Genomic DNA, 13245 nt, shown 5'->3' on the forward strand with positions numbered 1-13245 from the left:
TGCGCCCGCGCTCGTTTCGGATCAGGATTGAATGATGAACATACTTGTATTGGGCGGCGGCGGGCGCGAACACGCGATGGCGTGGAAGGCGGCCCGGAACAGCCGCGTGGAAACGGTGTACTGCGCGCCGGGGAACCCCGGTGTCGCGGGACTCGAGAAGGGCGTCTGCGTAAATGTGGATCCCGAAGACGCGGCCGCGGTGCGCGCATTGATTGCGGAAAAGGAGATCGATCTCGTCCTCGTCGGCCCGGAAGCCCCCCTGGCCGCCGGTATTGTGGACGCGCTGGCGGACACCCGGGCGATGGTATTTGGACCGGTGAAGGCCGCCGCGCAACTGGAAGCGAGCAAGACCTTCGCCAAGGAATTCATGGCGCGACACAATATCCCGACCGCGGCCTATCGCGCGTTCACCGATCCCGAAGCCGCGCGGGCCTATGTCGACGAAATCGGCGTCCCCCTGGTCGTCAAGGCCGATGGCCTGGCGGCGGGAAAGGGCGTGACCGTTGCGTTCGAACGCGATCAGGCGCTTCAGGCCATTGACGACGCGATGGTGGGCGGAGTCTTCGGAGCCGCCGGCGTCCGGATCATCATTGAGGCCTTCCTCGATGGGGAGGAGGCGTCCATTCTGGCGTTCTCCGACGGGAAAACCGTGATTCCCATGGCTTCCAGCCAGGATCACAAGGCGGCCCACGACGGCGATACCGGCCCCAACACCGGCGGCATGGGGGCCTACTCGCCCGCACCCCTGGTAACGCCGGCGCTCCTGGATGAGATCCAGCGCCGCATACTACAGCCCTGCGTCGACGGCCTGGCCGCCGAAGGATCCCCCTACGTGGGCGTGCTGTACGCCGGGCTGATGATCACCGCCAAGGGACCTGAAGTCGTTGAGTTCAACTGCCGCTTCGGCGACCCCGAGACCCAGGTCGTGCTGCCGCGCCTGACCACCGACCTGGTGGATGTCGCGGAGGCCTGCTGCCGCGGAACCCTCGACCAGATTTCCCTCGAATACACCGATCAACCCTGCGCGACCGTCGTGCTGGCAAGCGAGGGCTATCCGGGCAGCTACCCGAAAGGGCGCGCCGTCACGGGAATCGACGACGCCGAGGCCGTGGAAGGCGTCACGGTGTTCCACGCCGGCACGCGGGACAACGGGGGACGCCTCGAAACCAGCGGCGGGCGGGTGCTGGCGGTAACCGCGCTCGGCGCGAACCTGCGAGAAGCGCTGGACCGCGCCTACGCCGGTGTCGCCCGGATTCACTTCGATGGGATGCACTACCGGCGGGACATCGGCCAGAAGGCCTTCAAGCGCATCCCGTAGCCGCGTGGACAGACAAAGTACGCCCCGGAAGCACGACCGAGTTCTCGGGATGCTCCGGGGCGTTGCCGTTAGAAACTCGATTCCGACTTGTCGTGCAGGTCGCGCGCGTACAGCCGCTTGCCGTGCCGGCTTTTCGCCTTGAAAAGCCCCTGCATCGCTTCGCCGAGGATGTGCTCGGCGCCCGTGGCGCTGCCGTTCCGGCAGGAGACCACGCCAAATCGCAACTGCGCCTGCGACGGGCAGCACGGGTCGTTGAAGGTAATGGTGCTGATCTCGTCGTGAATCTTCTGCGCGTAGCGGATCGCTTCGTCCAGCACGGCGTGGGGCAGCACGGCGGCAAACATCGCGCCGTCGTAACGCGCGAGAATGTCGTAGTTCCGCGAGGCATTCCGCATCGCGATCGCCACCTCCACCAGAACGTCGTCGAGGCTTGCCGTGCCCATTTCGTCGTTCAGGGCCTTCACCTCGTCCACGTCGAGCACCACGCACGATACGGGATAGTCGTAGCGGTGCGCTTTCTCCACCTCCTCCTGCAGGCGTTCCAGAAGGAAGCGGCTGTTGCGCAATCCCGTTAACTGATCGGTATAGGCCGTGTCGATCAGGTCCCCCGGGGAAGGAAGTTCATCGTGGGTTTGTTGTGTTCTCATGAGCGCCTCGATCCGGATCATTACCACCGGCAGATTAAACGGCTTGCCAATATAATCGGCCGCACCTGAATTGTACCCCCGAATGACGTCTTCTGTATCGCTGCGGGCGGTAATAAAGATAACCGGTATGCCGGCTGTTCGCGGATCCGCCTTCAAGTGCCGGCACACCTCATAACCGTCCATGTCCGGCAATCCCACGTCGAGCAGAAGCACGTCCACCGGCTGGCGGCGGCATACGTCCAGCGCCTGGCGGCCCGTAAACGCGCTGAGCGCCTCGTAACCGTTCAGGCAAAGGCCAGCCCGGAGCAGGGCGTTCTCGTCCTCGCAATCTTCAGCTACGCAGACGGTGTACTGATGCACGCGGTACCCCTGACTGGCTCTCTACCATCCCACAACGCGTCCCGAATGGAACCGCACCAAGTTTACCTGATTTGGAGGAATTTCGCAAACGCGCCGCGATTTTTATCCACGCGGAACTTGTTCGCTGCCAGCAGCTTGGACTAAAATCGCGGCGGCATGGGACCGCGCCGCGCGGGCCCGCAGATCGCCGCAACCTGGAGGGCGGAATACCGTGAATAACGCGTTTGGGCGAGCCCGCAAACCCCGGCGACCGAGCATCAATATCACGTCGCTCATCGACGTCATGTTCCTGCTGCTCATCTTCTTCATGGTCTCATCGGTGTTCCGCGACAACGCGGGTATCGACATTACGCTGCCATCCGCCGCCACCGCCACCGAACAGCTGGAGGCGCCTCACGAAATCCGCTTGGATTCCGGCGGTGGTATCGAGTTCGACGGGGAATCGGGTATCTCAATGGAGGCGCTGGAGGCGCGGTTGCGGGAGCTTCTGGCGGAGGAGCCCGGGGCGCGGATGGCGTTGAGCGCCGACGGGGGAGCGGACACGAAGGACTTCGTGGCGGTGATCGATCTGGCCCGCAAGGTGGGCGGGGAGCAGTTGATTATTCGCACGCAGCGCCCGGATACTCCCATGGAGGAACCTGCGGGCGCGGAATGAACCGGCTACCCCGTCTCCGGGCCGTCCAGCGCCTCAAGCGAAAGTGACGAAGGGCGATTTGTGGAACGCTCCGGCGCCGTCTCCGGCCCATCTTCCGTCGGCTGGACCGCGTCCAAAGCCTCCAGCGTGCTCGCCGGTTCACGGTTTTCCAACTTTTCCGGGCGGTCGCGCGGGCCATTTCGAGGGGTTCCGGAGATTGCCGTCTCCTCCGCGGGTGCGGCGCTCTCAAGCCGCTCAAGCGCGACGCGCGGACCCGCCGCGGGCTGTTGAACCGGGACTTCCGGCGCGATGTCCGAATCCGAAGCGCCGGCTTCTTCCAGAGACACCAGATTGACTGTGGCGGCGCCACCCGGTTTCGGTTCCGCCGCCGCCCCGGTCCCCGTGCGGTTCCCGGAAAGCTCCCTCGCGCGCGCGGCCCCGATACCGGCGACCTCCAGGGCATTTTCCGGGTGCTCCGCGTGCTCCTGCGGGAGGGTGGCCTCGTCCAGCGCTTCAAGCGCCGCGGAAATCTGGAAATCCGCCCGCTGGGCCCGGCGCTCCAGGCGATCGCGTACCACCGGCGCGTCCAGGGAGTCCGGATAATCCGACAGAAAGGCCAGAAGCGCGCTGTCCGCTTCGTTGGGAACCTTCAAATCCCCATCATAGAGGGCACAGAGCCGGTTCACCGCAACAAGGGCTTCATCCGGCCCGGCGGCCCGCTTGCGCGCGCGCTGATACCACACGCTGGCCTCTTCCGGGCGTTCGAGGAGTTCGTGGATGCGGGCGGTGCGCTGGAGCACTTCGAAGTTGCGCGGATAGATTCGCGCCAGCACCAGGTACTCCTGCAGGGCGCCCTCGTAATCCTCGCTGCGCTCCAGCGCCTCCACAGGCCCGAAACGGGGCTGATCGGCGGGCGTGACGTCCCCGGCGAGCACCAGGTCGACCAGGACGCGGGACGCCAGCGAGATCAGGACGTGAGCGTACAGCGCGAATGCCGCCACGGCCAGACCGAGCAGCGCGAAGAGATAATAGAGCAGTTGGTGCCCCAGGGCATGCCGGAGCGCGGCGGCCTCGATCCATAAGAACAGCACGAGCCCGCCCGCCGTCAGCGCCTCGACAAGTATCGAATTCTCTTCGTAATACAGGAAGCGCCGGCGCAGCAAAACCACGGCCCAGCCAAAAAAGGGGACAAGCAGAAGTATCCCGACTATCTGAAGAAACACAGAAATACCGGCGGACTCCCGAATACCGTTAACCTGTCGCTGCGAACGGGCGGCGCGCGATCATCATCGGGCCCATGGTGGCGTCTTCCACGGGCGACATGGTGCGCCAGACCCGCCAAACCATATCTTGACGTTCTCTAAATAACGATAACGTGCGCAAGCCGAAAAAGTCCAATTTTTCTGGTTGCCATTCCCGTATTTGCCCGGCGGAAATCCAGTTTTGGCGCAAATCCGCCCTCGGCATCAACCGCTCCGGCCGCGCGTCGAAGCGCTGAAACGACACGAAACCGGAGAAGCGCTCCGCCGTGCGCCGCATGCATGCTTCAAGCCCCAGCCCTACAGCCCCTCGCAGGGGTGCGCCGGCGAGGCGCCGTCGCCGGTTTTGTACTTCGGCAGCGGCGGCAAGAACACCGAGCAGATCTTCCGGTGCACCTCCCGGAACTGGGCCTGCTGGGTCTCGTTCAGCAGGGGCAATATTTCCCGGCCCATCTCGTAGAATATCTGGTGAACCCGGATCGCGTTCTCGCCCTCGGCTTTCGCAATCGCGTCGTGGTGCTTCCGGAAGATGCGGTCGAAGGCGTCCCGCTGATCCGGCGTGAGCGCCAGATCATTGGCCAGCCTCGGAACCACATGGTCCGGAAGTTCGTCCATGTGCTCCGCGTGCTCGCGCATCTGGCGAAACGAGAAATCGATCCCGTAGAGCGCGCCGGATACCGCGCCCGCCAGAAAAATCACCAGCATAAGCAGCACGCGTAACGCGATCCGGAGCGGGCCGCGCCGGTGGCGGGGGAGGGGGGCTCGGGGCGTTTCGGACATCAATAGCTCCACGGCGCATTCATATACGCAAGCCACGGGTCCCACAAGAGCCGCAGCGCGGGTAGAAACGCCACAAAGAATCCGGCGGTCACCGCGAGGGACAGCCCCGCAAAGGCCAGCGCGGGCCGGTCGATCAGTTCCGCCTCATCGAATGCCGCCTCAAGCAGCGTCGCCCGCACCCGGGCGCGCACATCCACCGCCGGCACGGGCGCCGTCTCCGCGCGCCGCGCCAGTTCCTCCAGCCGTTCAACCACGTCCATCTTCGAGTTTCTCCAACAGCCTCTTCAGCTTCTTCCGAGCGCGAAACGCCTGCACCCGCACCATGCTCCCACTCCAGCCGGTCAGTTTCGCGGCTTCCTCCGTGGAGCAGCGCTCCCAATACAGCAACGTCAGCACCAGGCGGTCCCTCGGCGGCAACTGGCCCAGGGCGGCATGCAGCGCCTGGTGCGCCGCGGAAGCCGGTTCCGGATCCGCCTCCAGCGCGTGGATCACGCCCGGATCCCGCGCGATCTGATCATTCAATTCGTCCCGGTTCTTCTCCCGCGCCTTCTCCTTCCAGTGGCGGTAACCCACCCGCACCCCTATCGTACGGATCCACCCGCCAAGCGGGCCCGTACCCCGATACTTTCCCAGGCTGAAATAGGCCTGTACGAACGTATCGTGCACCAGCTCCTCCAGCTTCAGCGGATCCGTCGTAAAGCGCCACATCAGCCGCGCCACCATCGGCTGGTGCGCCTCCACAATGGCCATATACGCGCCCTCGTCGCCCGCCAGCGCGGCGGTCACCAGGGCCACGTCCCCGCCATGGGGTATGTCGGCATCGCTGCTGGTCAACGGTGGAACTCTTCATCCTTTTCCGAAACACCACACCGCGCGGACGCCAGGCGGGGAATCCCACGTTCTACTGCCTTGTGCGCGCATGCGTGCACTATGTTACACCCGCCGTCGACGCCCGACGCCGCCCGGTCAGCCAGCGAAGGAGCCTTCAGACTGCGAATTCTGCGCTTTCCCGCTTGGCCGCACGACAGCCTTCATGATACCCTTCCCAACTTCCACACTATCGTTCACTCCATTCCTACCAGAACTCGCCCGCCCGATCCAAGGATTTTCCTGTGTTGTTTTTCGCCAATAAGCGCCGTTTACCCCACGTGATTGCCGCGATCCTGGCTTCGCTCACCGCCCTGGGAGCCCCCGCGCAGTCTGCCCCGTACCAGCCCGATATCGCCCCGGCCTCCGACGAAGGCCAGCGCGCAATCGCCGCCTTCACCGCCGCGCCGGGCTTCGAAATCGAGCTGTTCGCCGCGGAGCCGCAACTGGCCAATCCCGTGGCGTTCTATGTGGATTATCAGGGCAATTTCTATGTTGCCGAGACCTACCGGCACCACAAGGGCGTGGGGGATATGCGGGGCCACCGCGAATGGCTGGTGGATGACCTGGCGTCGCGCACCGTGGAAGACCGGCTGGTCGCGATGAAGAAGAATCTCGGGGCGGATTTCGCCAATTGGGTCGGAGAGCATGATCGCATCAAGGTTCTTGGCGATGCCGACGGGGACGGAAAGGCGGATTGGGACAAGGTCTATGCCGATGGCTTCAAGGATGCGCTGGCGGGTATTGGCGCGGGCGTGCTGCTCGATCGCGGCAACCTGTATTACACCTGCATCCCCGAACTCTGGCGCCTGCGGGACAACGACGGCGATCATGTGGCGGACGAACGCGAAGTACTGAGCACGGGCTACGGGGTCCACATCAACTTCCTCGGTCACGACCTGCACGGCCTGCGCAAGGGGCCAGACGGCCGCCTCTACTTCAGCATCGGCGATCGCGGCGTGAATACTCCCATGCCCGACGGCAGCCGCCTGGAAGATCAGGACACCGGCGCGGTGTTCCGTTGCAACCTGGACGGGTCCAGGCTCGAAATCGTGCACCGCGGCCTACGCAATCCGCAGGAACTGGCCTTTGACAACTACGGCAATCTCTTCACCGGCGACAACAACTCCGATGCGGGCGATCAGGCCCGCTGGGTCTGGATCGTGGAGGGCGGCGACAGCGGCTGGCGCATCGGTTACCAGTGGATCACCCAGCCCAATACGCGCGGCCCGTGGAACGCGGAGAAGATGTGGGAGCCGCTGCATGCGGGCCAGCCCGCGCACATCGTGCCGCCGATCCTAAACCTCGGCGCGGGGCCGTCCGGACTGGCCTTCTATCCGGGCACGGGCATGTCGGACGCCTACAACGACACCTTCTTCCTGTGCGATTTCCGGGGCGACAAGGATCGCAGCCTCATCCACGCCTTTCAGGTCGCGCCGAAGGGGGCCAGCTTCGAACTGGTGAACCGGCGCGACTTCAGCAACCACATGCTCGCCACGGACGTTGAGTTCGGTATGCGGCCCGGCCTCTACTTCTCCGACTGGACCCAGGGCTGGGACCAGCCCATGAAAGGGCGGCTATACCGCGTCTTCGAGCCCGCGCAGGAAAACAACGCAACCCACGCGGAGGCCGTCCGCCTGCTTCGCGAGGGTATGGCCCATCGCACGCCCGGAGAACTGGCGGGGCTCCTGGGACACGCCGACCAGCGGGTTCGCCTGGAAGCCCAGTGGGCCCTCGCCGACTTGCATGAAGCCGCCTTGCCAATATTTGACGCGGCGGCAAATGCCGGGGCTACCCTGTTTGCCCGGCTCCACGGGATCTGGGGGCAGTGGCAGCTTCTATTGCAGGGCGACATCGACGGCGCCACACTGCTGCCGCTGTTATCCGACGCCAGCGAGGAGGTCCGGCTGCAGGCCGCCCGCGTACTGGCGGAAGCCTCCCCGGGTCAGGTCGTGGCGGCGCTGCACGAGGCCCTGAACGATCCCAGCCCGCGCGTACAGTTCCACGCGGCGACCAGCCTGGGCCGCCTCGGGGTGAAAGATCCCGCCGCCACCGCCGCGCTGGTCGATTTGCTGCGCCGGAACGACAATAAGGACGCCTACCTCCGCCACGCCGCGGTAATCGGCCTTCGGGGGACGGCGGAAGAGGCCGCGCTCGCCGCACTCGCGTACGATCCGACGCCCGCCGTGCGTCTGGGCGCCCTCCTGACCCTCCGCCGCCTGAAGAGCCCCGAAACGGCCCGCTTTCTCACCGATTCCGACGCCTTCATCGTCGCCGAAGCCGTCCGCGCTATCCACGACGCGCCCATCGAGGCCGCATACCCCGCGCTTGCCGCCCTGGCGGATACCGGAGCCCGGATCGCGGAAGGTGATGCCTACACCTGGCGGCGCGTCCTCAACGCCCACTGGCGCCTGGGCCGCGCCAACGACGCCGCGGCGCTGGCCCGACTCGCCACGCACGCCGGTATCCCCGAAGGCGCCCGCGTGGAAGCGCTTGTGCGCCTCGCGGACTGGACCGAGCCCCCGGCGCTCGATCCCGTCACCGGCGCGTGGTGGCCCCGGCCCGCCGGAAGCGCCGACGACGTGCGAACCGCCATCGCCACCGCGCTGGACACGCTCGTGCGTGCTCCCGAGCCCGCCGTGCTGTTGGCGGTGGCCGCGGTTTGCGAACGCCACCAGATCGAGGGCGCGGGTCCGGCCCTGGCCCGGCTCGTGGCGAATACCGAGGCCGCGCCCGAAGATCGCGTGGAGGCCATGCGGGCCCTGGGACGCATCGATGCCGCCGCGCTTCGCCCGCTGCTCGATACCACCCTGCACGCCGATTCCGACGCCATCCGCGCCGAATCACTCACCCAGCTCGTGGCCCTGGACTCCGCCGCCGCAAGCGCCGCCATCCGCGCGCGCCTGGAGGAAGGCAGTGTTCCGGAGAAACAAGCCGCCCTCCGCGCCATTCCCCGACTCGATATGGCGTCTCAGGCGGATCTGCTCGTGGGACTCCTGAAAAAACTCGTCCGCAACGAAACCGATCCGGCTATCCAATTGGAACTCGTCGAAGTCGCCGGCGCCTCCACGCACGAGCCCGTTAGAGATGCCTTCGCAGACTATCACGCGTCGCTGTCCACGTCAGACCCGCTCGCACCCTACCGGCCCGCGCTGGCCGGGGGCGACCGCCGCGCGGGGCGCGCCATCTTCTTCGAACGCGCCGAGACGCAGTGCCTCCGGTGCCACGCCGTGGATGGGGAGGGGGGCAGCGAAGTCGGACCCGATCTCACGGGCATCGGCGCCCGCGTCGACCGCGAACACCTCTTGGCGGCCATAGTCACCCCCAATGCGGCCATCGCCGAGGGTTTTGAAAACGTCGCCATCACCCGCCGGGACGGAAGCTACCTCACTGGACGCCTTCTCGCCGAGGACGACGCCACGCTGACCCTGGAGGTCCCGAAAGAAGAAGATCCCTTCGCCGATCTCGACGGCCCCGAGCTGCCGCACAGTGAGGTCGATGTCGTGGCGGAGGATAGCGCCCACGGCGACGCCGCCACGCTCGCACCCCCGAACGTCGAACGCGTAACCATACCCAAGTCCGATATCCTGACCCGCGATCGCGCCCTTTCCAGCATGCCGGAGGGCCTCGCCAACTTTCTCACCTTGAGCGAACTCCGCGATCTGGTGGAGTTCCTGGCCACGAGAAATTAGTATGATCCTACCGCGCCGCGCGCACGCCAGCGTGGCCCGAGCCGTGGTTCTTGGTTGCTTTAGACGCTAGAATGAGGCGATATTTCGGGGGCGAAATCTGGTCGTCTCCGGCACAGCGAAGGAGCGATACGCCCTGGATGACTGGATTTGCCGGCGGAAATGGTACGCAGGGAGGCAATATCCTCCGCTCATTTTATGCCGCGTTGGCTGCCGTTGCCCCCCCAGACGTGGTAGCCAGAAACCTGGGGCCCGGTTGTGCTCGGATCGAATGCCCTTGTGTTTGGATCGGACCAGGACATGAACGTTAATAAGAGAGTGAGTGGCCGAATCTTGTTGGTTTTGGCGTCTTGTCTGCTCCTTGCGGGCTTCATGCTCTTGCTGACAAGGACAATAACCTCTGAGGACGAAATAGTCCTCGACGAAACGCATGGTCCAGGCGCGGATACCCAGACGCCGCATTCAACGGATGCTCGAGGCAGGCAGAGTGACGTGGAAGCTGGAATGGAAGAATTGGAAAGCAACACGTTATTGCAATCGAATGCGCATGCTGCTGGCGCGACAATTGATACGCGTGAGTATCCAGATCGCATCATGAAGTACTTACGCCCGTCCGGCGGGAGCATATTCCTTGAATCTTATGTTCTAGACAGGCTTTCGGAAGACGATTTGCCGCACCTGTCACGCGCACTTCGGGACGAGGCGTACGCCGCACAATGGGGGGACGTCATATTCGCCATCTGCGTCCTTGAGGAAGATGCCAAAGCCCTCGATGTGGTTAAGGAATTCGTTTCCAAGCCTTGGGACTGGCGTACGGCCAAGCTGCCGGGCCGAGAGGCATCGCAGGTAGTACGGGGCATCGCAATTTCTCTAATGAATCTCGCGATGTTGGATCCCGAAGTAAGTGGCCCGTTCCTAAAAGAGATGTTTAGTCTGGAAGGAGCGGAATACATTTTTCAAATATGGCGCGAGGCGCAGTTCCCGAGCAGCGATTCGGAACGCGTGTTCAAGGCGGATCTTATGTACGGCGCGGCGTCCGGGCTGCTGCACAGCAGATCACCAGAATTGCTGAAAATCGTCGAAGACACGTTCCACGAACTTCATGCACTCCACCCAACGGAAAGAAGCGAGGAACAGCGGACGCTATTGTTCACGTGTAAACAGATATTGGGGGAAAACGAGTTCTATCAAATTGTAGGCTGGGATAAAGGGATCGCGCACATATACGGACTCCATCCGGAGGAAGCTGCAAATCTGGAAATCGTCAACATGGGTAGATTCATGGCGAAAGTAAGTGCCGGAGTCGCCGCTAACGATTAGAGTCCGGTGACTTGGGCTTGGCTCCCCGGGGCTTCCTCCATAGAGCCCCCCCGGCCGGTGCCTTTATGAGCCATGGAGTGTTGCGGTGTTGGTGTGGTGATCGAAGTGGCGGTGACTTGAAGCCTTGCTGCAGCATGAGGGGAAAGCGGCGGCGCTATGGGGGATCCATAGGGGACAAAAAGAGATCTTCACACGAGGATTGTAAATTATCTCCCCGGAATGCATTCGGCTTCCTTGCATTCTTTGATGAGCATTTCATGGTTCATCCGTGACGACGCGGGGATATACACCGTTGTCCTCACGGTTACCAGCGCGGACGGCAACGACACCGAGACGCGGGGGAATCTGATCGAAGTGGGCGGCGCGGATTCCTCGATTGCGGTGCTGCCAAACCTGGTACAGTTCGGGTAAAACTTTAGCGGAATGAAGTTGGATTGACTCCTCTACGACCCAATCCCGCGTTGCAACGGAAGTGCGCTCCCAGCCTTGCGCGCTCTCGTCGTAGTATCGCGGCATGAAAATAATGGGCTGGCGCTACTTCATTCGGCTAAAGTGTTACGCTGATTCTTTCGAGCGAGATTACGGCGCCGCGATCATATCCACCAATTCGTTGTACCCGCTGCGCGACGGAATCTCCCGAATCGGCTCCAGGCCGGGGTCCAGAACCGCCGCGCCGTTGACATCGTCAATACGGTACACCTTCGCATCCGGCCCCACACCGATCTGGAGCTCCTCGACCGCCGTCAGGTAGATGTCCCCCGCGCGGACATGGCCGGATGCGGAGTGGTAGTCGAAAAAGACGGTTTGCCGGTTTCCGACCGGGCTGCGCCCCGCGATCCGGTAGTACCGCGCGAACGGGTCCGCCAGCGTTGGACCGTCGGGTTCCGGCGTATCCGGAAACCCCGCGCGAATGCCCACCTGCGCCGTCCCCGCCGGCAGTGCGCCGGGACCGCTGATCACCGCCGTGTCGTCCGGAACGACCACGATCAGCCGGTCCGTCCCCGCGTCGTCCCACACGGCCGGCAGCCAGCCGCCCGACCCGAAAAAGGAGTTCGCCAGCAGCAGGTCGGTCGGGGCGGTTTCGTCGATGTACCACACGAACACATCGTCCCCGTTCCCACCGAAGATGCGGCAATCCCGAATGTTTCCGCCCAGAATGACCACGTCGTCGCCATCCAGCGGATCCACCGTGTCCGTCCGCCCATCCCCGCCGTTTCCGAGATCGATGGCCGCCTGCTCCATGTGGTTGATGAACACCAGGTCGCTTCCCGGCCCGGTATGGATCGTCGCCGCGCGGATCGCCGGATTCCCCACCGCGCGCGCGATTTCGTCACCCGCGATCACCAGGTCGTTATCCCGCAACCCCCCGTTCAGGCTGGATCCAGTCCGTACGTCCGCGGCAAACACCGACCCAACCCGCAGCACATCCGGCCCATCGCCCGTATTGAACCCCGCGCTGAAGCGGATGAACCCGCCGGCGCCCGCATCCCAGATATCGGTTCCGGAGGAGCCGGCGTACACATCCGCGGTGAAGTCTATCTCCATGCCCGCCGGACGCGCGCGATCGAAGCGCCACCCGTACGGCCGCCCGCCTGAATCCTCCAGCGGGACGATGGTCGCCACCTTGCTCCGGAACGCATTCAGATTGGCCAGCGCCGATACCTGCATCGTCACCGGGTCCACGTAGTCCCAGTCTCCCGGGGGCAGCAGGGGCGTGGCCACGCCGTTCAACACGTGGCCATCAAAATATCTGTCGTCGTACAGCCCGGCCGGCGGAAGATCCGCGGGCGTCGGGGACCAGCTCCCATCCCACGAATACGCGTTGGGCGGACCCGGCGCCACTTCGCCATCCCGATCCGGTATCGGCGCCGGGAGGCCCGCCGCTTCGCGTAACTCCGTTTCGCTCAAGCGGCCATTGCTGTTGGCGTCCAGCGCGCCGAATTGCGCGCGCGTCAGCCCCGATTCCTCGACGCGGGCCTCGGCCAGAGACAATTCGCCATCCGCGTCGCTGTCCAGTGCGGCAAGGCGGTTCAGCAGCCGCCCGGCGATCTCCTCGAGATCGGCGGGCGCGGGCGGGTTCGGTGGAGGCGGACAGCCCGCCAACAGCGCGAGCGCGAGGCAGGGCGAGAGAGTGGAAAGCATGCGGCAAATCATCCCGCGCGCGCGGCGTTCCTTCATGATGAGATTCCTCCGAGCCCTTGCCGACGCCGGGATTATACCACCGATCGGCCTCGCTCAGCGTGCGCCGTGGTCGGGCCGCGCGCCCGATATACGGAACCCGGGAACTCGAAAAGCCGCCTCAACCCGCCTCTGTACCATATTTTGGTACACCCGTGATGTTTTCGTTGACAAACTGCATCGATCGTGTTAT

Annotated in this window: 12 protein-coding genes; 5 read left to right on the top strand and 7 right to left on the bottom strand. The window is 64.3% G+C overall.

Features of this window, described 5'->3' with window-relative positions; genetic code table 11:
• Window positions 1-34: 34 nt before the first annotated feature.
• Window positions 35-1318, top strand: a complete 1284-nt coding sequence (gene purD / locus KF886_19740; GenBank protein MBX3179594.1) for a phosphoribosylamine--glycine ligase — start codon at window positions 35-37, stop codon at window positions 1316-1318.
• Between the two features lie 68 nt (window positions 1319-1386).
• Here purD and KF886_19745 read toward each other — a convergent pair whose 3' ends face one another.
• Complete coding sequence (locus KF886_19745; GenBank protein ID MBX3179595.1) at window positions 1387-2325, bottom strand: diguanylate cyclase; 939 nt, start codon at window positions 2323-2325, stop codon at window positions 1387-1389.
• Window positions 2326-2536: 211 nt separating this feature from the next.
• Between KF886_19745 and KF886_19750 the strand changes: the two genes are divergently transcribed.
• The gene (locus tag KF886_19750; protein MBX3179596.1) at window positions 2537-2980 is read left to right on the top strand and encodes a biopolymer transporter ExbD; all 444 of its coding nucleotides are present in this window, start codon (window positions 2537-2539) and stop codon (window positions 2978-2980) included.
• Window positions 2981-2985: 5 nt separating this feature from the next.
• Here the strand turns inward: KF886_19750 and KF886_19755 are convergent, their stop codons facing one another.
• The 5 genes from KF886_19755 to KF886_19775 are packed head-to-tail and all read right to left on the bottom strand — an operon-like array spanning window position 2986 to window position 5832.
• The gene (locus tag KF886_19755) at window positions 2986-4182 is read right to left on the bottom strand and encodes a hypothetical protein (protein ID MBX3179597.1); all 1197 of its coding nucleotides are present in this window, start codon (window positions 4180-4182) and stop codon (window positions 2986-2988) included.
• A 28-nt stretch (window positions 4183-4210) separates the two neighbouring features.
• Entirely contained in the window at window positions 4211-4498 is a 288-nt protein-coding gene (locus KF886_19760) for a hypothetical protein (GenBank protein ID MBX3179598.1), read from the bottom strand.
• Between the two features lie 20 nt (window positions 4499-4518).
• Window positions 4519-4998: a hypothetical protein gene (locus KF886_19765; GenBank protein MBX3179599.1), complete on the bottom strand. Its 480-nt coding sequence runs from the start codon at window positions 4996-4998 to the stop codon at window positions 4519-4521.
• Window positions 4998-5258 carry a hypothetical protein gene (locus tag KF886_19770; protein MBX3179600.1) on the bottom strand — a complete coding sequence of 87 codons (261 nt, stop codon included), beginning with the start codon at window positions 5256-5258 and terminating at the stop codon, window positions 4998-5000. The genes KF886_19765 and KF886_19770 overlap by 1 nt, the downstream gene beginning before the upstream one ends.
• Window positions 5245-5832 carry an RNA polymerase sigma factor gene (locus KF886_19775; GenBank protein ID MBX3179601.1) on the bottom strand — a complete coding sequence of 196 codons (588 nt, stop codon included), beginning with the start codon at window positions 5830-5832 and terminating at the stop codon, window positions 5245-5247. The genes KF886_19770 and KF886_19775 overlap by 14 nt, the downstream gene beginning before the upstream one ends.
• A 281-nt stretch (window positions 5833-6113) precedes the next feature.
• On the opposite strand from KF886_19775, the gene KF886_19780 reads away from it, so the two are divergent.
• The 3 genes from KF886_19780 (at window position 6114) to KF886_19790 (ending at window position 11285) form a co-directional block, all read left to right on the top strand.
• Window positions 6114-9557, top strand: coding sequence for a HEAT repeat domain-containing protein (locus KF886_19780; protein MBX3179602.1), 3444 nt, complete (start codon window positions 6114-6116; stop codon window positions 9555-9557).
• 501 nt (window positions 9558-10058) lie between these two features.
• A complete protein-coding gene (locus tag KF886_19785; GenBank protein MBX3179603.1) occupies window positions 10059-10874 on the top strand; it encodes a hypothetical protein in 816 nt (271 codons plus the stop codon).
• Between the two features lie 246 nt (window positions 10875-11120).
• Window positions 11121-11285, top strand: a complete 165-nt coding sequence (locus tag KF886_19790) for a hypothetical protein (protein ID MBX3179604.1) — start codon at window positions 11121-11123, stop codon at window positions 11283-11285.
• Window positions 11286-11453: 168 nt separating this feature from the next.
• On the opposite strand, the gene KF886_19795 is transcribed toward KF886_19790, so the two are convergent.
• Entirely contained in the window at window positions 11454-13052 is a 1599-nt protein-coding gene (locus KF886_19795; protein MBX3179605.1) for a hypothetical protein, read from the bottom strand.
• Between the last annotated feature and the right edge of the window lie 193 nt (window positions 13053-13245).

The organism is Candidatus Hydrogenedentota bacterium, from assembly GCA_019637335.1.
In the GTDB taxonomy this organism is placed as follows: Bacteria; Hydrogenedentota; Hydrogenedentia; order Hydrogenedentales; family JAEUWI01; genus JAEUWI01.

What these genes read in the sequence shown, in the direction of transcription:
- purD (MBX3179594.1), top strand. Translation starts at nt 35, where the DNA reads ATGAACATACTTGTATTGGGCGGCGGCGGGCGCGAACACGCGATGGCG.
- KF886_19760 (MBX3179598.1), bottom strand. Translation starts at nt 4,498, where the DNA reads ATGCGGCGCACGGCGGAGCGCTTCTCCGGTTTCGTGTCGTTTCAGCGC.
- KF886_19765 (MBX3179599.1), bottom strand. Translation starts at nt 4,998, where the DNA reads ATGTCCGAAACGCCCCGAGCCCCCCTCCCCCGCCACCGGCGCGGCCCG.
- KF886_19770 (MBX3179600.1), bottom strand. Translation starts at nt 5,258, where the DNA reads ATGGACGTGGTTGAACGGCTGGAGGAACTGGCGCGGCGCGCGGAGACG.
- KF886_19785 (MBX3179603.1), top strand. Translation starts at nt 10,059, where the DNA reads ATGGAAGAATTGGAAAGCAACACGTTATTGCAATCGAATGCGCATGCT.
- KF886_19790 (MBX3179604.1), top strand. Translation starts at nt 11,121, where the DNA reads ATGAGCATTTCATGGTTCATCCGTGACGACGCGGGGATATACACCGTT.
- KF886_19795 (MBX3179605.1), bottom strand. Translation starts at nt 13,052, where the DNA reads ATGAAGGAACGCCGCGCGCGCGGGATGATTTGCCGCATGCTTTCCACT.